We start from the raw sequence: 20,587 nt of genomic DNA on the forward strand, positions 1-20,587 counted from the left end.
CGGGCCCCTAGGTTGGAGGACATGACGACGACGCAGACCCCGCACACCGCTCCCGCCCCCTCCGTCGCCCCCGGAACCGTCGGTGCCATCGCCGCGGCCGAGGCCGGCCGCACCCGCCTCGACTTCGCCCGGTCGGCCCGCAAGGCCTTCCGCGCCCTGATCGGTTTCGACGCCGCCGCCCGCGAGGGCCTCGACCCGGCGCTGGTCGAACTCGTCCAGATCCGCTCCTCCCTGCTCAACCACTGCGCCTACTGCCTGCACATGCACACCAACGACGCCCGCAAGGCCGGCGAGAGCGAGGACCGGCTGCACCTGGTCGCCGTGTGGCGGGAGGCACGGCACTTCTACACGCCCAAGGAGCAGGCGGCCCTCGCCCTGACCGAGGCGCTGACGCTGGTCGCCGACGGCGGTGTGCCCGACGAGGTCTACGCCGAGGCCGCCACGCACTTCGCGGAGGCGGAACTGGCCCAGCTCATCGCCCTCGTCTGCACGATCAACACCTGGAACCGGGTGGCCCTGGCGACCGGCAAGGTCGCGGGCACGGACGAACGCGCCTGACCGTCACCCGGCTCCGGCAGGGGGCGTCGGCCAGTGGCCAGTGGATCCGGGGATGGCCAGTTGGAACCGGGCAGGGGCGTCGGCCGGCCGCGCGCTCCTCGCTCCCGGCCACGCGCTCATCGCTCCCGGCGCCGCGTACATCGGCCTTGGTCACGCGGTCATCGGCCGGTCGTACGGGCCGATCGGTGCGTGCAGGCGGGTGCCGCCCGTCAGATGGCGGTCGACCGCGGCCGCCACCGCCCGGCCCTCCGCGATCGCCCACACGATCAGGGACTGGCCGCGCGCCGCGTCCCCGGCGGCGAACACCCCGGGGACGTTCGTCGCGAAGCCGGCGTCGCGGGCGATCGTGCCGCGCGGGTCCATCGCCAGGCCGAGCTGGTCGATCAGGCCGTCGTGCCGGTCCGGACCGGTGAAGCCGAGCGCGAGCAGGACGAGCTCGGCGGGCAGCGTCCGCTCGGTGCCCGGCAGCGGGCGGCGCAGCGCGTCGACCTCGACCAGGTGCAGCGCCCGCACCCGCCCGTCCGCGTCCCCGGTGAACCGCAGCGTCGACGCCGCGAACAGCCGCGCGTCCGCGTTCGCGGACGGTGCCGTACCCAGGTCACGGGCCTCCTCGTGCGCCGCGGACAGCCGGTAGATCTTCGGGTACGTCGGCCACGGCTCGGTGTCCTCGTCGCGCTCCGCGCCGGGCAGACCGTAGATGTCCAGCTGGGTGACGGACGCGGCGCCCTCCCGGACCGCGGTGCCCAGGCAGTCCGCGCCCGTGTCCCCGCCGCCGACGATCACGACGTGCCGGCCGGCGGCCGACACAGGGGAGCGCTCCAGGTCGCCCTCACCGACCCGGTTGGCCGGCGGAAGGTACTCCATGGCCTGGTGGATCCCGGCCAACTCCCGTCCCGGCACCGGAAGTTCCCGCCAGGCGGTCGCGCCGGTGGCGACCACGACCGCGTCGTACCGCGTCCGCAGCTCGTCGGCCCGTACGTCCCGGCCGACGGCCGTCGAGGTGCGGAACTTCGTGCCCTCCGCCCGCATCTGCTCCAGCCGGCGCTCCAGATGACGCTTCTCCATCTTGAACGCAGGGATCCCGTACCGCATCAGCCCGCCCGGCCGGTCGTCCCGCTCGTACACGGCGACCGTGTGCCCCGCCCGGGTCAGCTGCTGCGCCGCGGCGAGGCCGGTGGGGCCGGACCCGATCACGGCGACCGTCCTGCCGGACAGCCGGTCCGGCGGCCGCGGCGGGGTGAACCCCTCCTCCCAGGCCCGGTCGGCGATCGCGCACTCGACGTTCTTGATCGTGACGGCGGGCTGGTTGATGGCCAGCACACAGCCCGCCTCGCACGGCGCGGGGCAGAGCCGGCCGGTGAACTCGGGGAAGTTGTTCGTCGCGTGCAGCCGGTCGCTCGCCGCCCGCCAGTCCTCCCGGGAGACCAGGTCGTTCCACTCCGGGATGAGATTGCCGAGCGGACAGGCGTGATGGCAGAACGGAACCCCGCAGTCCATGCACCGGTCGGCCTGCTTGCTGATGATCGGCAGCAGCGCCCCCGGGACGTACACCTCGTCCCAGTCCCGCACCCGCTCCTCGACCGGCCGCCGCGGCCAGTCCTGGCGGGGGGTCGTCATGAATCCCTTGGGATCGGCCATGGCCGTCTTCCTCGCGTCCGCGTACGACAGGCCGTGCGTCATCGGCGGCACACCTTCCGGCCACGATACGTCCGGGCACGCGCGGGCGCAGGGCGGCGGACAGCGCTTTCAGACGCGGCCGGAACGGGCGAGGGGCGCCGACCCCGACCCGCCGGTCCCCGACCCGCCGGTCCCCGAACCGCTCGGGCCCGAGGCGGTCAGACGAGCGCCACCACGTACGCCAGTGCCGCCGCGCCCGACGCCACCGTCCGGACGTGGTTCCAGCGCGTCCACTCCCGCAGGTAGGACGGCCAGTACGCCGCCGCCTCCGGGCTGTCCGGCGTCAGCTTCAGCAGCGTGTCGTTGCGCGGCACGTTCGCCGCCGCCGTCACCCCGAACGAGCCGAACAGGTACAGCGCGCTGCCCACCAGCAACGCCACGGCGCCGTCCTCGGGCCACAGCACGAACGTCACCACCGCGATCACCGCACACACCACGGCCGCCCCGACGAACACCACCATGAACGCCGGTGTCATCGCCGCCCGGTTGATCGCGTTCATCGCGGCGACGCCCTGCGCGGGCGGCAGCGCGCCCAGTGCGCGCATCACGAGCACGGAGAAGGCGCAGAAGACACCGGCCATCAGCCCCGTCGCCAGCACCCCCGCCACCGCCAGCACCAGATACGGTCCCTCGATCATGGCTCCGCCCACTCCCGCCCTCGCACCGCGAACGCCGTAGATCCTGCCCGGGCGCGCGCCCGTCGTCACCCCCCAGTGCAGCCGCAGGGCGGGCAGCGGCCCATGGCCGAGCCGCGCTCGGACACGCGCGAGCGTCCACGGCCCGGCGGCCCCCTACGGCGGCTCAGCCCGCCGACGGCAGCTCTCCGTGCCGCCACGAGGCGAGCACCGCCTCCAGCCGGGGCGCGATCCGCCGCCGCGCCTCGTGGCGCGGCACACCGCTCATCAGCAGCCGGTCGTAGGGCGTGTCCCGATGCCGCACGGCCGCCCGCACCGCCACGACCACCGCCTCCTCCGACAGCGACCGTCCCGCCGCACTCCGGCCCACCCTCCCACTGCCGCGCACCGAGGCGTGCGCGGCGATGGCCTGCGCCCGCTCCTGCGGGCAGCCGGGGAACAGACGCCGGATCTGTGCAGCGAACGCCTCCGTGAACCGCTCGTCCTCGGCCGCCCGCCTGCGGGCGTCCCGCGCCCGGCGCCGCCGCCGCGCCTCCGCGTCCGCCAGGCACCGCTCCTCGGCCCGGGCCAGCGCCGCCTCCTCCACCAGGACGCCCTGCCGCTCGTAGCGCGCCTTGCGCCGGTTGAACCGCACGACCACGGCCGACAGGCTGCTCTCCTCCCGGGACCGACGGGTCAGCGCCGTGTCCCCGCGCGGCAGGAACACCAGGTGCCCCAGGTCGGCGCAGTCCAGGCAGCGCGGTACGCCGCCCTCCAGGACGAGCATCGGCAGCGGCCCACGCCGGCACGCCGCACAGCGCTTGCGCCGCAACGGCTGCACGACGAGGAGACCGGTACCGGACGGGAGAGTCGCGGGAGCCATACCCGGTACATGCCCGCCAACGGGATGTCCGGTTACATGGCCGCGACCGGGATGTCCCGTTGACCGCCCGCCACCGAGATGTCCCGTTACCTGCCCGCCACCGAGATGTCCCGTCCTTGCCGGCCACCGAGAGGTTGGGGCCGGGCCTCGCGTGAGTGGCCGAGCGCCGGCCGGTGCTCGGTGTGAGCGGGCGCGCCCGGGGGCGCGGCGCACGCCGGGTGACGGGTGACGCATCATGGGCCGTGTGCGACTCGAAGCGATCACCTGGGACCGGCTCGCCGACCTGCTCGCGGAGCGGCTGCTCGACCTGTCGCCCGCCGACGGCGGCGCCTGGCCGCGGATCGCGTTCGACGGCGCGCCGGCCGCGCGCCCGGGCGACCTGGCCGAGCGGGTGAGTGAGGCGCTGCGGATCCGTGGCCGCCCCTCCCTCGTCGTCGGCACCGAGGGCTTCCTGCGCCCCGCGTCCCTGCGCCTGGAGCACGGCCGCCAGGACGTGGAGGCCTACTACGACGGCTGGTTCGACACCGGCGCCCTGTGGCGGGAGGTGTTCGGGCCGCTGGGGCCCGGCGGGAACGGCCGCGTCCTGCCCGACCTGTGGGACCCGGTCGCCGACCGCGCCACCCGTAGCTCCTACGTGCAACTCCCGCCCGGTGGCTTGCTGTTGATGCACGGCCCCCTCCTTCTTCGGCACTGGTTCCCCTTCGATCTGAGCGTCCACGTCCTCCTCTCCCCGGGTGCGCTGCGCCGCCGTACGCCCGATGCCGAGCACTGGACCCTGCCCGCGTACGACCGCTACGCCGAGGAGACCGACCCGGCCGGCACCGCCGACGTCCTGGTCCGTGCCGACGACCCCCGCCACCCTGCGTGGAGCGGGTGACGACTCGGCCGGAGTCGCAGCGGTCCGGACGGGCCCCGCGCAGGAAGTGAGGGCGGCCGCCCCCCGGGGTCGGGCGGAGGTGCGGCTCACGGCGGGCGCGGTCAGAATGGGACGACGCCGGGATTGCGGTGCGTCCTGCGCCGCGCCGGCCGTCCGGCTCAGGGAGGTACTCCATGACCACTGCCGGAGACATCATGCACCGCGGTGCGCAGTGGATCCCCGCCCACGAAACCCTCGACCGCGCCGCCCAGCTGATGCGCGAACTCAACGTCGGCGCCCTGCCCATCAGCGACGAGAACGAGCGGCTGTGCGGCATCCTCACCGACCGCGACATTGTCGTCGGCTGTGTGGCCATGGGCCACGACCCCGCCCGCGTCACGGCCGGCGACCTCGCCAAGGGCACCCCGCGCTGGATCGACGCCGACGCGGACATCAGCGAGGTCCTGAGCGAGATGCAGCAGCACCAGATCCGCCGGCTCCCGGTCATCCAGGACAAACGGCTGGTCGGCATGATCAGCGAAGCCGACCTGGTCCGGCACCTCAGCGAGGGACAGATCGCCTCCTGGGCCGAGCGGGTCTACGGCCCCGCCTGAGCCGCTGCGCTCACAGCCCGGCGTTCACCGTCCGCCGTTCACAGCCAGCCGTTGCGCCGAAAACCCCGGTACAGGGCCAGGCAGGCCACGGCTATCACCCCGATGACCAGTCCGTAACCGAACCTCCAGTGCAGCTCCGGCATGTTGTCGAAGTTCATGCCGTACACCCCGCACACCATCGTCGGTACGGCGATCACCGCGGCCCATGCCGTGATCTTCCGCATGTCCTCGTTCTGCGCGACGGTGACCTGCGCGAGGTGGGCCTGGAGGATCGAGTTCAGCAGCTCGTCGAACGCGGCGATCTGCTCCGTGGCGCGCAGCAGATGGTCGGAGACGTCCCGGAAGTAGGCCTGTATCTCCGGTTCGATCACCCGCATCGGCCGGTCGGAGAGTTCCAGCAGCGGCCGGCCGAGCGGCACCACGGCCCGCTTCAGCTCCAGCAGTTCCCGCTTGAGCTGGTAGATACGTCCGGGGTCGACCCGCGCACCGGTCTCGGCGAACACATCCGTCTCCACCTGGTCGATGTCCGCCTGCACGGAGTCGATGACCTCCAGGTAGTCGTCGACCACGTGATCCGCTATCGCGTGCAGCACCGCCGACGGCCCCTTGGCCAACTGCTGCGGATCGGCCTCCAGTCCCTCGCGCACCGGACCCAGCGAGCCGTGCCGCCCGTGCCGCACCGTGATGACGAAGTCCTGGCCCACGAACGCCATGAGTTCGCCCGTGTTCACCACCTCGCTCGTCGCCGTGAGCTCCTCGTGCTCGACGTAGCAGACCGTCTTGAACACGGCGAACAGCACATCGCCGTACCGCTCCACCTTCGGGCGCTGGTGCGCCTCGATCGCGTCCTCCACCGCCAGCGGGTGCAGGTCGAACAACTCGGCGATGCCCGCGAACTCCTGGTCCGTCGGCTCGTGCAGACCGAGCCAGACGAAGCCGTCCCCGCTCTTGCGCACCTGCCGCACGGCCTCCACCAGATCCGTGGCGGCCGGCCCCCGCACACCGCCGTGGTAGGTCACGCAGTTGACCACGGAGGATCCGAGCGGGGAGCGCGCGGGATGGCTCAGGTCGACCCGCGGCCGCCGCCGGGCCAGCCGTGCGACTCTGCGCAGCCCGCCGACCCTGCCCAGTTCGGTGACCTTCCGCAGATTCCCTGCCATCGACATACGGATCTCCTCGTAGGGGTCTCCCCGCGCCGCATCGCCGCGCCCTGTCCGGCGCGGAGAACCGTGCCGGAGCCGCCAGTGTGCCAGGACGCCGCGACGGGTGGGCGGGCCTGTGGGAGGACGAAACTCCGCTTGGTTCCCGCCTGTGGACGACCGGCCGCACGTGCATCGGCCCGACATGAGCCGGGCAACCGCTTCCCCTCGGGCAACCGCTCCCCGCGCACCGGACAACTGGGATGATCGGGTCATGAAGCGAACCGACGACGGCTATCTCCTCGACAACCGGCAGAGCGAGGCGGCGGAACGCTTCGACGCCTTCACCGACCTCTTCGACCCCGTCACCTTCCGGCACCTGGAGCGGCTCGGCATCGAACCCGGCGCACGCTGCTGGGAGGTCGGCGCGGGCGGCACCTCGGTGGTGTCCTGGCTGGCCGAGAGGGTCGGCCCGACCGGCAAGGTCGTCGCGACCGACATCGACACCACCCGGCTCACCGCCGCGGCCCGACCGCCGGTGGAGGTGCTGGTGCACGACGTCGGCACCGAGGAACCGCCGGGCGAGGGCTTCGACCTCGTCCACGCCCGACTCGTCCTCGTCCATGTCCCCGACAGGGAGCGGGCGTTGGCGTCGATGGTGCGGGCGCTGCGCCCCGGCGGGTGGCTCCTCGTCGAGGATGCCGATCCGGCCCTGCAGCCCTTGGCCTGCCCCGACGAGCACGGCCCGGAGCAGCGGCTGGCCAACCGGCTGCGCCAAGGGTTCCGCTCCCTGCTCGCCGACCGCGGCGCCGACCTGGCCTATGGCCGCACCCTCCCGCGCCTGCTGCGCGAGGCGGGCCTCGACCGGGTGGAGGCGGATGCCTACTTCCCGCTCACCTCGCCGGCCTGCGCCGCGCTGGAGGCCGCCACGGTACGGCAGATCCGCTCCCGGCTCGTCGAGGCCGGACTCGCGACGGACGAGGACATCGACCGCCATCTGTCCCATGTGGCCTCCGGCGACATGGACCTCGCCACGGCACCGATGATCTCGGCATGGGGGCGCAAGGCGTAGCACCGGCGCCCGCCCCTCCGTCAAAGGCCTGGAGCACCGTCAGCTGTCGCGCGCGGGCCGTCCGCCCACCCGGGTCACCGCCAGCGCGCCCGCCCGGCAACCCTCCGCCGCCGCCTCCGGCGGGGCGGCGCCGGCCAGCAGCGCGGCCAGGAAGGCGCCGGTGAAGGCGTCCCCGGCGCCGGTGGTGTCGCGGGCCTGCGCCGGTGGCGCCGGGACCCGGGCGCACACGGCGCCGGATCTGGCCACCACCGCGCCCTCGCCACCCGCCGTGGCCACCACCAGTGGGATACGGCGGCTGAGCCTCGCCGCCGCGTCGTCCACCTCGGGCAACCCGGTGAGCAGGCACGCCTCGTCGCGGCTGGGCAGCAGGACCTCGACCCCCTCCACCAGGGCCAGGAAGCGGTCCGCGCCCAGTTCCCGCAGGAAGCCGGCCGACGCCGGGTCGACGCTGACGGGCACGCCACGCGCGCGTGCCGCGGACAGGGCCGTCGCCACCAGAGCGCGGCTCGGCTCCGAGAACAGCAGATAGCCCGACAGGTGCAGCCACGCCACGCCGTCCAGCAGGTCCTCCGACCAGTCATCGCGGTCCAGGCGCAGGGAGGCGCCGCTGTCGGTGAGGAAGGTGCGCTCGGCCGCGGCACCCGTGTCGACCAGGCAGATCACCGTTCCCGTCGGCGCCTCCGGGTCGACGACCAGCAGCGGCCGTACCCCGGACGCCTCAAGCTCCCGTGCGTGCCAGTCGGCCGTGTCCGCCCCCACCCGCCCCAGCAGCCGAACGTCACGGCAGCCCCGACGGGCCGCCCAGCACGCCACGTTGGCGCCCGCGCCGCCGGGCACGATCCGGATCGCCGCGGCCGTGTCCGTGCCCCGGACCGGCGTCCCGTGGTGCCGGGCCACGACGTCCGTCACGACGTCGCCCACAACCAGCAGCGCACCCGTCTTGGCACCGCCCGGATCGGTACCGCCCGCACCGGCACCGCCCGTATCGGCACCGCCCTTTCCGGAGCGGTCCGCCCCGCCGTGCCCGGCCTCGCTCCCCGTCCGGCTCACGCCCGGGTCCACGCCGCCGCGATCCGCGCCGCCAGCCGTACGTTGCCGCGCACCGCCGCCAGGTTGGCGCGGAGCGAGGCGCCGTCGGTGTGCCGTACGAGGTAGTCGAGCAGGAACGGTGTGACGGCCTGCCCGGTGACGCCCTCCCTCTCGCACGCGTGCAGCGCCTCGGCGAGCACGCGCGCGTGCAGCTCCGGATCCAGTTGCTCCGCCTCGGGCACCGGATGGGCGACGATCAGCGCCGATTCCGGCGCGTCCAGCGCGTCCTGCGCCCGCATCACCGCGGCCACCTGCTCCGGCGTGTCCAGTCGCCAGTCCACGGGATGACCGGAGTCGGACAGGTAGAAGCCCGGGAAGCGGTCCGTGCCGTACCCGGCCACCGCGACCCCCAGCGTCTCCAGCCGTTGCAAGGTCGCCGGCACGTCCAGGATCGACTTCACGCCCGCGCACACCACCGTGATCCGGGTACGGGCGAGCAGCCCCAGGTCGGCCGACTCGTCCTGGGTGACCGTCCACTGCCGGTGCACGCCGCCGAGCCCGCCGGTGGCGAACACCCGCACGCCGGCCAGCGCCGCGAGCTGTGCGGTCGCCGACACCGTGGTCGCCCCGCTCGCCCCGGCCGCCACCGCGAGCGGCAGATCACGGTGGCCCAGCTTGCGGATGCCGTCCTCGTTGGCGACCCGCTCCACCTGGTCCTTGTCCAGGCCGACATACGGGGTCCCGTCCAGGACGGCGATCGTCGCCGGGACCGCGCCCTCCTGCCGTACGACGGCCTCCAGCTCCAGCGCCACCTGCAGATTGCGCGGCCTTGGCAGCCCGTGCGCGATGATCGTCGACTCCAGGGCCACGACCGGCCGACGCGCGGCGAGCGCCTCCCGCACCTCTTCGGACACCACCAGCACCACGGACGAGCCTCCTGTCTGTCGGTCCCTGCCTCAACTCTGGCGGGCGGCGACCCCCGTCAAACCCTTGCGGCGCCCCGAGGACTCGGACCAGCCTGAGGGCATGACGGACAACTCGCCACGTCTCGACCATGTCGTCGTGTGGGTGCGCGACCCGGTCGCCTCCGCCGACTTCTACGAGAAGGCCGTGGGGCTGGCACCGGTGCGGCTCGCCGAGTTCGCCGCGGGCCGGGCGCCGTTTCCCTCGGTGCGGGTCAACGACGACACGATCATCGACCTGATGCCGCTGGCCATGGCGGAGCGGATGACGATGCTGCCCGGATCCACGGACAGCGCGGGCCATCCGGTCAACCACGTCTGCCTGTCCCTCGCCCGGGACGCCTTCGACGCCCTGCGCGCCCGCCTCCAGGAAGGCGCCGTCCCGGTCTCCGAGCTGTCCCACGACTCCTTCGGCGCCCGCGGCGCGGCCCGGCGCAGTTTCTACTTCCGTGACCTGGACGGCAACGTCTTCGAGGCCCGCCACTACGACTGAGGAGTGGCTCACCGCGGGGTTGAGGCGCCCGTTCGACCAGATGGCCGGGCCGCGACGCGGCGGTGCCGCCTCACTCCGCCGCCGGTGTCGGTCCTTGTCTGCCGGCCCGGGTGAACAGCGCGAGCGCCGCCAGGGGGAGGAGCAGGCAGGCGGCGGCCAGATTCAGCCAGGCGTAGCTCGCCTGCGCCACCACCAGGCCGGCGACGGCCCCGCCGATCCCGGCCGAGGTGTTCATGGTCAGGTCGGACAGGCCCTGCGCGGCCGCCCGGGCGGGCGGCGGCACCGAGTCGGTCAGCAGCGCCGAGCCGGACACGAGCCCGGCCGACCAGCCCAGGCCCAGGACGAACAGCCCGGCGGCCGTCTGCCCGTGGCTGCCGCCGGCCGTTCCCGCGAGGAACAGCGCCACCGCCAGCAGACCCACCGCCAGACCGGTCACGGCCAGCCGGCCCAGCCGGTCGGCCAGCCGCCCCATCAGCGGCGAGAACGCGTACATGCCCGCGATGTGCCCGCTGATCACCAGCCCGATCAGGTCGATGCTCGCCCCGTGGTGCGTGAGGTCGAGCGGCGTCATCGACATCACCGACACCATCGCGGTGTGCGCCACGGCCACCGTCACCAGGGCCAGCCGGGCGCGCGGGGAGGCCGCGACGGCGGCCAGCCCGGCGCGCAGCGAGCGCCCGGCGGGGGAGTGCTCCTCGGCCGGCGCCAGCGCACGGGCCGTCAGCAGCGGGTCCGGACGCAGCCGTACGGCCACGACGACGGCGGAGACCAGGAAGATCCCGCCCGCCCACAGGAACGGGCCCGCCGCCTCGGGTATCCCGAGGCCCGCGACACTGCGCCCCGCCGGTGCGGCGATGTTCGGCCCGAGCACCGCCCCCACGGTGGTCGCCCACACCACGTGCGAGATGGCCCGGGCCCGCCGCTCGGGCTCGGCGAGGTCGGCGGCGGCGAACCGCGCCTGGAGGTTCGCCGAGGAGGCCGCGCCGAACCCGGCCATCCCGCACAGCAGCAGCGGGAAGCTCCCCGCGGTGGCGGCCACCACCACGACTGCGGCCCCCAAAGCGCCGAGGAGGTAGCCGAGGATCAGGCCGGGCCGCCGTCCGCGCGCGGTCATCAGTGCGGCGAGCGGCACGGACAGCACCGCGGTCCCGGCGACCGTCGCGGTGGGCGCGAGGCCGGACAGCGACTCGCTGCCGCTGACCTGCCGGGCCAGCACGGCGGCGAGGGCGATGCCGGTGGCCACGCCCAGGCCGCCGAGCATCTGGCTGGTGATCAGCACAGCGGAGACACGGCGGCGCAGCGCGGGCAACGTCTCGGCCGCGGGCGCTGCCGCGGCGCTCGCCTCCGTCCGCCGCTCGATCGCACTCACCGAGCGCCCCCGGACGCACCGGCCGTCGTGCGCCGACGTCGGTCCCACGCACCAGCCGCCGGGTCCGGGCGGCGCACCGCCTCGCAGCCGTACGCATCGCTTCGTATCGCGGTCATCGACGCAGTCTCCCCCCGGTCGTCCCCCCGCCCAAGCCCCCTGTCCGCCCCCTGCCCAAGCCTCCCGCCGCTCCCTGCCCAAGCCCCCCGCCGTTCCCCGCCAAACTTCCGGCCGGGGAACGGCCCCGGATGAGCCCCCGGGGTCCTCAGAACAGCGGCTCGGGCAGCACGCCCTCCAGGGCGAGCAGCTTGCGCTTGGTCTCCAGTCCGCCCCCGAAGCCCCCGATGCCGCCGTCGCTCTCGACGACCCGGTGGCAGGGCACCACGACCGGCAGCGGGTTGGAGCCCATCGCGATTCCCACGGCCTGCGCCGCGCCCGGCTGCCCGACCCGGCGGGCCAGGTCGCCGTACCCGACGACCGTGCCGTAGGGCACGCCGTCGGCCAGCTCCCGCAGCACCTGCCGGTTGAAGCCGGAGACCAGCGACCAGTCCAGGGGCAGCGCGAAGTCCCGCCGGGCACCGGCGAAGTAGGCCTCGACCTGGCGTATCGCCTCGGCGAGCAGCGGCGAGCCGGGCGACTCGACGGGTTCGGTGCCCAGCCGCTGCGCGATCCGCTCCAGCGCCCGCTCACGGACCGCGTCCGTCGCGTGGAATTCGACGCTGACCAGGCCATCACCGGTCGCCGCCAGCAGCAGCGGGCCGATCGCGGTGTCCACGACGGTCCACACGATCCGCTGCTCTTCCCGCCCATCGCTGTTCATGCGACCACCGTACGGCCCGCCACTGACAACGCCCCGTGGAGCGGCCCGGCGGGCCCGTCCGCCTACTCCTGCAGCGCGGCGCGCACCACGTCGGGCTTGTTGCTGATGATTCCGTCGACGCCGTACCCGACGACCTTCTTCGTGCTCGCCGCGTCGTCGACGGTCCAGGTGGAGACCTCCAGCGGCGTGCCGTGCGCCCCCGCGAGGGCGTGCACCGCGTTGACGTAGGACGCCGAGATCGAGCCGTACGTCGGGTTGATCTGGTCGACGAAACCGGCGTACCCGGGCAGGTCCGTGAGGTTCGGGGTGCCGAGGAAGCCGGTCTTGACGGCCGGCTTCAGCTGGTGGACCGTGCGCACGCTGTCCGCGTTGAAGCTCTGGACGACCAGCCTGCCCGCCACGTGGGGCGCGTCGAGCCAGCCCGTGTTGGCGAGCACCTTGAGGGTCTGCTGCTCGATGCCCGGGTAGAACTCGGGGTTCTTCAGCTCCAGCAGCAGGTTCTGGTGGTTGTGCTCGACGCGGCGCATGTACTCCGCCAGCGTCGGCACGCGCGTGCCGACGTACTCGGGACCGAACCAGCTGCCCGCGTCCAGACGGGCGATCTCGGCGTAGGTGAAGTCCTTGACCTTCCAGGGGGCGCGGTCGGGGAAGACGTCCTCGACATTGGTGGTGCGCTTGAGACTGTCGTCGTGGATGACCACGAGCCGGCCGTCCTTGGTGCGCTGGACGTCGTTCTCCACCCAGCGGAATCCCAGCGCGGCCGCCTTGTCGATGGCGGGCAGGGTGTTCTCGGGAGCGTAGGCCGAGGCACCGCGGTGCGCGATGACCACGGGCGGCGCGCCGCCGTCGTCGGCGTGGGCACCCGGGGCGGCGAGCGTGAGGACGGCGCCGGCCAGGAGCGCGGTGGTCGTGGCGGCAAGAGCGCGCGCGTGCATGCGGACTCCTCGCGTCTAGTGATCACGGACAGCTCAACTCTGACAGCAGAGAGTCAACGACGGAGGAGTGCAGAATGGCCACGGATTGAATGGAGTTGCCCAAGTCCGCACACTGCGGGCGCACATCTGCGGCGAGGCCGTGTTTCTTTGCCGGAAAATCGTTCGACCATTCCGGTGGGGGTCATACTCTCTGCCTCAACCCTGGCCGCAGGCGTGCGCCCGGGAGGGGGCGCATTTCAGAACATTGCCGGACGGAACAGGGCGGAAGGGCAGCCGCGCATGCAGGGCACGGTCGACGGATTCAGCTACGGACTCGTCACACCGGTGGTGGCCTACCTCATGGCCTGTCTCGGGGGCGCACTCGGTCTGCGCTGCACCACCCGGGCCCAGCTCGTCGCCCACTCCTGGCGGCCGGGATGGCTCGCCCTGGGGTCGGCGGCGATCGGTTCCGGCATCTGGACGATGCACTTCATCGCGATGATGGGGTTCACGATCGACCAGGCCCCGATCCACTACGGCAAACCGACGACGTACGCCAGCCTCGCCGTCGCCGTCGTCATGGTCGGCGTCGGGATCTTCATCGTCGGCTACAAGGGAGCCACCGGCGCCGCGCTGTTCACCGGCGGCACCCTCACCGGGCTCGGCATCGCCTCCATGCACTACCTCGGCATGGCCGGCATGCGGTTCGACGGACGGCTGGAGTACAACACACTCACCGTCGCCGCGTCCGTCGTCATCGCCATGGCCGCCGCCACCGCCGCGCTGTGGGCCGCCGGGCGCGTCCGGGGCGTGCTGTGGAGCGTCGGGGCCAGCCTGGTCATGGGACTCGCCGTCAGCGGCATGCACTACATCGGCATGGCCGCCCTCAGCGTCCACCTGCACGGCACCGCCGCGCCCGGCGAGGGCGACTCACCCGCGACCCTGCTCGCCCCGATGCTGATCGGCCCGCTCGCCTTCCTCTGCCTGGCCGGCGCCGTGGTGATCTTCGACCCGCTCATGGTCGCGGGCCGGCCGCCGCGGGCGGCCGCCGAGCCCGGCGCCGGCGTCCCCGTCGTCCCCACGGGCCACCGGCCCGGCCGCCGCGCGCCCCTGCACCCCGGCCGTGACCTGGACCGACGCCGCTCGCGGGCCCCGCAGAACCGCTGAGCGGACCCCGTTGTCAGTGGGGGGTCGTACGGTTGATGTCATGCGGCCCGTTTCCCAGATCGAACGCACGGTGGCGCCCTTCGAGGTCGTCAGCCCCTACCAGCCCAGCGGCGACCAGCCGACGGCGATCGCCGACCTGGCGCAGCGCATCCAGGCCGGCGAGAAGGACGTCGTCCTGCTCGGCGCGACCGGCACCGGCAAGTCCGCCACCACCGCGTGGATGATCGAGAAGCTCCAGCGCCCCACCCTGGTGATGGCGCCGAACAAGACGCTGGCCGCCCAGCTGGCCAACGAGTTCCGCGAGCTGCTGCCCAACAACGCCGTCGAGTACTTCGTCTCGTACTACGACTACTACCAGCCCGAGGCGTACGTCCCGCAGTCGGACACCTACATCGAGAAGGACTCCTCGATCAACGAGGAGGTCGAGCGGCTGCGCCACTCGGCCACCAACTCGCTGCTCACCCGGCGCGACGTCGTCGTGGTCGCCTCGGTCTCCTGCATCTACGGCCTGGGCACGCCGCAGGAGTACGTGGACCGGATGGTCCCGCTGAGGGTCGGCGACGAGATCGACCGCGACGATCTGCTGCGCCGCTTCGTCGACATCCAGTACACGCGCAACGACATGGCCTTCACCCGCGGCACCTTCCGGGTCCGCGGCGACACCATCGAGATCTTCCCGGTCTACGAGGAGCTGGCCGTCCGTATCGAGATGTTCGGCGACGAGATCGAGGCGCTCACCACGCTGCACCCGATCACCGGCGAGATCATCAGCGACGAGCAGCAGCTGTACGTCTTCCCCGCCTCCCACTACGTCGCCGGCCCCGAGCGCATGGAGCGCGCCATCAAGGGCATCGAGACCGAGCTCGACGAGCGCCTGGCCGAGCTGCGCAAGCAGGGCAAGCTGCTGGAGGAGCAGCGGCTGCGCATGCGCACCACCTACGACCTGGAGATGCTCCGCCAGATCGGCACCTGCTCCGGCGTCGAGAACTACTCGATGCACTTCGACGGCCGCCTGCCCGGCACCCCGCCGAACACGCTGCTCGACTACTTCCCGGAGGACTTCCTCCTCGTCATCGACGAGTCGCACGTCACGGTGCCGCAGATCGGCGCCATGTACGAGGGCGACGCCTCCCGCAAGCGCACCCTCGTCGAGCACGGCTTCCGGCTGCCCTCCGCCCTGGACAACCGGCCGCTGAAGTGGGAGGAGTTCCAGGAGCGCATCGGGCAGACCGTCTACCTGTCGGCCACCCCGGGCACCTACGAGCTGTCCCGCTCCCAGGGCGTCGTCGAGCAGATCATCCGCCCCACCGGCCTCGTCGACCCGGAGGTCGTCGTCAAGCCCACCGAGGGGCAGATCGACGACCTGGTGCACGAGATCCGCACCCGGATCGAGAAGGACGAGCGCGTCCTGGTCACCACGCTCACCAAGAAGATGGCCGAGGACCTCACGGACTACTTCCTGGAGCTCGGCATCCAGGTGCGCTACCTGCACAGCGACGTCGACACCCTGCGCCGCGTGGAGCTGCTGCGCGAGCTGCGGGCCGGCGAGTTCGACGTCCTGGTCGGCATCAACCTGCTGCGTGAGGGCCTGGACCTGCCCGAGGTCTCCCTGGTGGCGATCCTGGACGCCGACAAGGAGGGCTTCCTGCGCTCGGGCACCTCGCTGATCCAGACCATCGGCCGCGCCGCGCGCAATGTCTCCGGCCAGGTCCACATGTACGCCGACAAGATCACCCCGGCGATGGAGAAGGCCATCGACGAGACCAACCGCCGCCGGGAGAAGCAGGTCGCCTACAACAAGGCCAAGGGCATCGACCCGCAGCCGCTGCGCAAGAAGATCAACGACATCGTCGCGCAGATCGCCCGCGAGGACGTCGACACCGAGCAGTTGCTCGGCACCGGCTACCGGGCGAAGAAGGACGGCCGCGGCACCAAGGCGCCGGTGCCCTCCCTCGCCGAGCACGCGGTCAAGGGTGCCAAGAACGCCAAGGGCACGAAGGCCGCCAAGGGCAAGGCGAAGGAGACCGTGCCCACCGACCGGCCGGCCGCCGAACTCGCCGGGCAGATCGAGGAGCTCACCGAGCGGATGCGGGCCGCCGCCGCGGACCTGCAGTTCGAGATCGCGGCCCGGCTGCGCGACGAGGTCGCCGAGATGAAGAAGGAGCTCCGCCAGATGAAGGAGGCGGGCCTGGCCTGACGGCCGTAGCCGCGCTCCTCGACCGGACCCCGGTGTGCACGCAGTGTGTTGCAAGACCGACACAAAGCATGCGCCGGGGTTCGGCAGTGTCAGCGCCGCTGCGTAGGGTTCTGATCAACCGCGAACCGTGCGGCAACAGGGGACTGCTCGAGAGGGGAATCAGCGCGTGACCGTCAACTTGACCAAGGGTCAGGCCATCAGTCTGCAGAAGAACGACGGTGGCAGCCTGAGCGCGGTGCGCATGGGCCTCGGCTGGCAGGCGGCCCCCCGCCGCGGCCTGTTCGGCTCCCGCACCCGCGAGATCGACCTCGACGCCTCCGCCGTCCTCTTCGCGGACAAACAGCCGGTCGACGTCGTCTTCTTCCGCCACCTGGTGAGCGACGACGGCTCCGTGCGCCACACCGGCGACAACCTCGTCGGCGGCGTCGGCCAGGGCGGCGACGACGAGGCCATCCTCGTCGACCTGCAGCGCGTCCCCGTCCACATCGACCAGATCGTCTTCACGGTGAACTCCTTCACCGGCCAGACCTTCCAGGAGGTGCAGAACGCGTTCTGCCGCCTCGTCGACGAGACCAACGGCCAGGAGCTCGCCCGGTACACGCTCGCGGGCGGCGGCGCCTACACGGCCCAGATCATGGCCAAGGTGCACCGCGCGGGCAGCGGCTGGACGATGACCGCCCTGGGGGCCCCGGCCAACGGCCGTACCTTCCAGGACCTGATGCCGGCCATCTGGCCGCTGCTCTAGCCGCGCCCGGCAGCGACAGCGGCGGACAGTGGCGACAGCCCGGGCAGCGTGGGCAGCCCGGGCTGCCCGGCGGCGCGGGCGGCCGCGGCGACCCGGGCGGGCGGCACGGCACACGACACGGTGACACCGAGGGGGACTTGAGCGATGACGGCCGAGCTGGTGCGGGGGCAGAACCACCCGCTGGACCAGGCACGCCTGGAGATCCGGGTCTCGGCCGCAACCCCGGTCGTGGCCGCCGCCACGCTCGTGGACGACGCCGGCCGGGCACACGGGCCGGCGTCGGTGGCCCACCCCGGCGCGCCCGCGCTGCCCGGCCTGGAGGTGCCCCGGCAGGCGGCCGGCGCGCACCGCCTCGCGGTCGACCTGGATGCCATGCCGGACGCCGTGCACCGGGTCAACGTGCTGCTCGCCCTGCCCACGGGCACCGGCGGACCCGTCCGCTTCGGTGCGGTCGCCGCGCCGTTCGTGGCGGTCACCGGCCTCGACGGGACGGAGATCGCCACGTTCACCCTCACCGGGCTGGACGCAGAGTCGGCCGTGATCGCCCTGGAGCTGTACCGCCGGCAGGGCGCGTGGAAGATGCGCGCGGTCGGCCAGGGGTACGCCGGCGGTCTGGCGGAGCTCTTCGCCGACCAGGGGATGACCGACGCCCGACAGTTGGCCGACGGCATCGACGAGGCGGTGGCCCGGGGACTCACCCGCTCCGTCCAGGCACCCCGCCGGACGGACGACACCGCGTCACACCGGACGGACGACACCGCACCCCGCCGGACGGACGGCGCCGCGTCACACCGGACGGCAGCCGCCCCGTCGGCGGCCGGGACGGGAGCCGTACCGCCGGAGCCGGCCACCGCGCCCTTCCCCCCGCACACCTCGGGCGCCGCGGCCCCCGTGGGCGAACCGGCATCCGTAGGCGAACCTGCCTCCGTGGGCGAACCGTCCCCCGCATCGGCCCGGCCGACTCCGCCGACCCAGCCGCCCCATCCGACCCCCTCGTCCCCGCCGGCCTCCGGCGGCCCCGTCGACTACACCCACCCGGGTCGCCGGCACACTGCCCCGCCGCCCCCCGCGCCGAGCGCTCCCGCGCCGCCGCCGGGGCAGCCGGCTCAGCCGGTCGCCGGGGACGCGACCGGCTGGACCCTGGACGAGCGGCTGTACAACCAGGTGTGGGGCATGTTCGAGGACTTCGCCCGCACGGCCGCCGCCTACCGCAGCGCGGTCGACTTCGCCGACTCGCGGCAGGAGAAGGAGCTCGACGCGGTCCTGTCCGACCCGCGCAGCCGGATCGGCGGCCAGGGCGACGCGGCCCGCGCGGAGGCACGCGCCCGCTACGAGGCGCTCGTCGAGCAGGCGCGCCAGGCCTTCGATCGGGACGTGTCGCAGCTGGTCGCCGAGGCGGACGTCGTGGAACCCGCCCTTCCGCCCGCGTACGCCCGCTGGGACAGCCCGGTCTGGCACGGCTACCGGGTGCCGATGGAGATGCCGATGGCGCTGCGGCTGGGCGATCTCGCGCTGCCCGAGAGCGAGCGGCTGCGCGTTCCCATGCTGGTGCGGCTGCCGCTGGAGCGCGGCCTGTGGATCGACAGCGGGCGCGTGGCCGCGGAGGCCGGCCTGTTCACCGACGCCCATGAGCGGCGGCGGCTGGCGATGGAGGCGGCGGTCGCGCACGCGGCGCGGCTGCTCGCCGTGCACCCGGTGGGGGAGTTCTCCGTCCATGTGATCGACCCGGCCGGCTCCGCCGCGCAGGCCCTCGCGCCGCTCACGGACACCGGCGTGCTCGCCGGGCCGCCCGGCGTGGGCGCCGCGGGGGTGGCGGACGTGCTGGGCCGGCTGACCCAGCGCGTGGACCTGGTGCAGATGGCGGTGCGCGGGGGCGCCGCCGACTCGCTCCCGCCCGGCTTCGACACCGCCCAGCAGCTGCTCCTGGTCAACGACTTCCCCCACGGCTTCGACGACCGTGCCGTGACCCAGCTGCGCTATCTCGCGGACGAGGGACCGTCCGTCGGCGTCCACCTGATGATGGTCGCCGACCGTGAGGACGCCGCCGGTTACGGTCCGTTGCTCGACCCGCTGTGGCGCGCCCTGCTCCGGCTGACCCCGGTGCCCGACGACCACCTGGCCGACCCGTGGGTCGGGCACGCCTGGACCTATCTGCCCGCACTGGTTCCGCCCGGCAGTCAGGTGCTCCGGCAGGTCCTCACCCAGGTCGCGACCGAGCGTTCCAAGTACGCGTAAAGTGCCCCTGACCAGGTAACTTGGATCTTTCTTTACCGACTGCTTTACCTTTCCTTGGTGATTGGGTAGTCTGGAGTGGCACGGAGGGGAGTACTCCCTGTCGCTGCGGCGTACCCGTCAATACGGATCACCGAGATCCCGGGGCGCCGGCCCGTCCGCGGGTGGAAGAGACCTCCGGTAGCGATGACGCTGACTACGTTCCGTTACGACTGCCGGAGGTGCAGTGGACGTTTCCATGACCCTGTGGGTCCTGACCATCCTGGGGTTGGCCGCCCTGATCGCGGTCGACTTCTTCATCGGCCGCAAGCCGCACGACGTGTCGATCAAGGAAGCCGGCATCTGGACGGTCGTCTGGATCGCCCTCGCCGCGCTCTTCGGGCTCGGCTTGCTCGTCTTCGGCGGCGGCCAGCCCGCCGGCGAGTTCTTCGCCGGATTCATCACCGAGAAGTCGCTGAGCGTCGACAACCTCTTCGTCTTCGTCCTGATCATGGCGAAGTTCGCGGTGCCCTCGCAGTACCAGCAGCGCGTGCTCCTCGTGGGCGTGCTCATAGCCCTGGTCCTGCGGGCCGTCTTCATCGCCGCGGGCGCCGCGATCCTCGCCAGCTTCTCCTGGGTCTTCTACCTCTTCGGCGCCTTCCTGATCTGGACCGCCTGGAAGCTCATCCAGGAGGCGCGCGCCGACGAGGAGGACGAGGAGTTCGAGGAGAACAAGCTCCTCAAGGCCGCCGAGCGCAGGTTCGGCGTCGCGGACCGCTACCACGGCACCAAGCTGTGGATCCAGCAGAACGGCAAGCGGGTCATGACCCCGATGCTCGTGGTCATGCTCGCGATCGGCACCACCGATGTGCTGTTCGCCCTGGACTCCATCCCCGCGATCTTCGGCCTCACGCAGGACCCGTACATCGTCTTCACCGCCAACGCCTTCGCGCTGATGGGTCTCAGGCAGCTGTACTTCCTCATCGGCGGCCTGCTGAAGAAGCTGGTCCACCTCAGCTACGGCCTGTCGATCATCCTCGGCTTCATCGGCGTGAAGCTCGTGCTGCACGCCCTGCACGAGTCCGGCGTCCACGTCCCGGAGATCAGCATCCCGGTCTCGCTCGGCGTCATCTGCGCCGTCCTGGTCGTCACGACGCTCACCAGCCTGCGGGCCACCCGCAAGCAGGCCGCCCTGGAAACGCCGGAGCAGCGGGACGAGGCGGACCGCAAGGCCGACGTCCAGGCCTGACGGCCACCGCGACTACGTACG

The 20,587-nt window shown here is 72.9% G+C and carries 19 protein-coding genes; 10 read left to right on the forward strand and 9 right to left on the reverse strand.

Annotation, left to right across the window (positions count from 1 at the left end):
* The first annotated feature begins 21 nt into the window (after positions 1-21).
* Positions 22-558: a carboxymuconolactone decarboxylase family protein gene (locus ACF1AL_RS11280; protein ID WP_391825826.1), complete on the forward strand. Its 537-nt coding sequence runs from the start codon at positions 22-24 to the stop codon at positions 556-558.
* A gap of 150 nt (positions 559-708) precedes the next feature.
* On the opposite strand, the gene ACF1AL_RS11285 is transcribed toward ACF1AL_RS11280, so the two are convergent.
* The 3 genes from ACF1AL_RS11285 to ACF1AL_RS11295 form a co-directional block, all read right to left on the reverse strand.
* The gene (locus ACF1AL_RS11285) at positions 709-2,196 is read right to left on the reverse strand and encodes a glutamate synthase subunit beta (RefSeq protein WP_391825894.1); all 1,488 of its coding nucleotides are present in this window, start codon (positions 2,194-2,196) and stop codon (positions 709-711) included.
* A gap of 197 nt (positions 2,197-2,393) precedes the next feature.
* On the reverse strand, positions 2,394-2,873 hold the full coding sequence (locus ACF1AL_RS11290) for an anthrone oxygenase family protein (protein WP_366835813.1): 480 nt from the start codon (positions 2,871-2,873) through the stop codon (positions 2,394-2,396).
* A gap of 163 nt (positions 2,874-3,036) precedes the next feature.
* Positions 3,037-3,732: a DUF2293 domain-containing protein gene (locus ACF1AL_RS11295; protein WP_391820626.1), complete on the reverse strand. Its 696-nt coding sequence runs from the start codon at positions 3,730-3,732 to the stop codon at positions 3,037-3,039.
* 244 nt (positions 3,733-3,976) lie between these two features.
* Between ACF1AL_RS11295 and ACF1AL_RS11300 the strand changes: the two genes are divergently transcribed.
* On the forward strand, positions 3,977-4,609 hold the full coding sequence (locus ACF1AL_RS11300) for a uridine kinase (protein WP_391825827.1): 633 nt from the start codon (positions 3,977-3,979) through the stop codon (positions 4,607-4,609).
* A gap of 173 nt (positions 4,610-4,782) precedes the next feature.
* The gene (locus tag ACF1AL_RS11305) at positions 4,783-5,202 is read left to right on the forward strand and encodes a CBS domain-containing protein (RefSeq protein ID WP_366835810.1); all 420 of its coding nucleotides are present in this window, start codon (positions 4,783-4,785) and stop codon (positions 5,200-5,202) included.
* A 38-nt stretch (positions 5,203-5,240) separates the two neighbouring features.
* Here the strand turns inward: ACF1AL_RS11305 and ACF1AL_RS11310 are convergent, their stop codons facing one another.
* A complete protein-coding gene (locus tag ACF1AL_RS11310; RefSeq protein WP_391825828.1) occupies positions 5,241-6,368 on the reverse strand; it encodes a magnesium and cobalt transport protein CorA in 1,128 nt (375 codons plus the stop codon).
* 247 nt (positions 6,369-6,615) lie between these two features.
* Between ACF1AL_RS11310 and ACF1AL_RS11315 the strand changes: the two genes are divergently transcribed.
* Positions 6,616-7,413, forward strand: coding sequence for a methyltransferase domain-containing protein (locus ACF1AL_RS11315; protein WP_391660590.1), 798 nt, complete (start codon positions 6,616-6,618; stop codon positions 7,411-7,413).
* 39 nt (positions 7,414-7,452) lie between these two features.
* Here the strand turns inward: ACF1AL_RS11315 and ACF1AL_RS11320 are convergent, their stop codons facing one another.
* Entirely contained in the window at positions 7,453-8,463 is a 1,011-nt protein-coding gene (locus ACF1AL_RS11320) for a carbohydrate kinase family protein (RefSeq protein ID WP_391825829.1), read from the reverse strand.
* Positions 8,460-9,368, reverse strand: a complete 909-nt coding sequence (locus ACF1AL_RS11325) for a pseudouridine-5'-phosphate glycosidase (RefSeq protein ID WP_391820629.1) — start codon at positions 9,366-9,368, stop codon at positions 8,460-8,462. The genes ACF1AL_RS11320 and ACF1AL_RS11325 overlap by 4 nt, the downstream gene beginning before the upstream one ends.
* Before the next feature lie 100 nt (positions 9,369-9,468).
* Between ACF1AL_RS11325 and ACF1AL_RS11330 the strand changes: the two genes are divergently transcribed.
* Entirely contained in the window at positions 9,469-9,897 is a 429-nt protein-coding gene (locus tag ACF1AL_RS11330; RefSeq protein ID WP_384206997.1) for a VOC family protein, read from the forward strand.
* A gap of 70 nt (positions 9,898-9,967) precedes the next feature.
* On the opposite strand, the gene ACF1AL_RS11335 is transcribed toward ACF1AL_RS11330, so the two are convergent.
* From ACF1AL_RS11335 to ACF1AL_RS11345, 3 genes are all read right to left on the reverse strand, one after another.
* A complete protein-coding gene (locus ACF1AL_RS11335) occupies positions 9,968-11,266 on the reverse strand; it encodes an MFS transporter (protein WP_391825830.1) in 1,299 nt (432 codons plus the stop codon).
* 262 nt (positions 11,267-11,528) lie between these two features.
* The gene (locus ACF1AL_RS11340; RefSeq protein ID WP_391825831.1) at positions 11,529-12,083 is read right to left on the reverse strand and encodes a methylated-DNA--[protein]-cysteine S-methyltransferase; all 555 of its coding nucleotides are present in this window, start codon (positions 12,081-12,083) and stop codon (positions 11,529-11,531) included.
* Positions 12,084-12,145: 62 nt separating this feature from the next.
* Entirely contained in the window at positions 12,146-13,018 is an 873-nt protein-coding gene (locus ACF1AL_RS11345; protein ID WP_391825832.1) for a glycerophosphodiester phosphodiesterase, read from the reverse strand.
* Positions 13,019-13,297: 279 nt separating this feature from the next.
* Here ACF1AL_RS11345 and ACF1AL_RS11350 point away from each other — a divergent pair, with 279 nt between their 5' ends.
* The 5 genes from ACF1AL_RS11350 to ACF1AL_RS11370 all read left to right on the forward strand — a co-directional run bounded on the left by ACF1AL_RS11350 (position 13,298) and on the right by ACF1AL_RS11370 (position 20,566).
* Complete coding sequence (locus ACF1AL_RS11350) at positions 13,298-14,164, forward strand: MHYT domain-containing protein (protein ID WP_391825833.1); 867 nt, start codon at positions 13,298-13,300, stop codon at positions 14,162-14,164.
* Between the two features lie 40 nt (positions 14,165-14,204).
* Entirely contained in the window at positions 14,205-16,361 is a 2,157-nt protein-coding gene (gene uvrB, locus ACF1AL_RS11355; RefSeq protein ID WP_366835802.1) for an excinuclease ABC subunit UvrB, read from the forward strand.
* 166 nt (positions 16,362-16,527) lie between these two features.
* Entirely contained in the window at positions 16,528-17,106 is a 579-nt protein-coding gene (locus tag ACF1AL_RS11360) for a TerD family protein (RefSeq protein WP_366835801.1), read from the forward strand.
* A 144-nt stretch (positions 17,107-17,250) separates the two neighbouring features.
* A complete protein-coding gene (locus ACF1AL_RS11365; RefSeq protein WP_391825834.1) occupies positions 17,251-19,341 on the forward strand; it encodes a TerD family protein in 2,091 nt (696 codons plus the stop codon).
* A gap of 235 nt (positions 19,342-19,576) precedes the next feature.
* Positions 19,577-20,566 (forward strand): TerC family protein, encoded by a 990-nt coding sequence (locus ACF1AL_RS11370; protein WP_386420695.1) that lies wholly within the window; start codon positions 19,577-19,579, stop codon positions 20,564-20,566.
* The last annotated feature ends 21 nt before the right edge of the window (positions 20,567-20,587 follow it).

The sequence above is a fragment of the Streptomyces sp. NPDC014801 genome (genome assembly GCF_043082085.1).
In the GTDB taxonomy this organism is placed as follows: Bacteria; Actinomycetota; Actinomycetes; order Streptomycetales; family Streptomycetaceae; genus Streptomyces.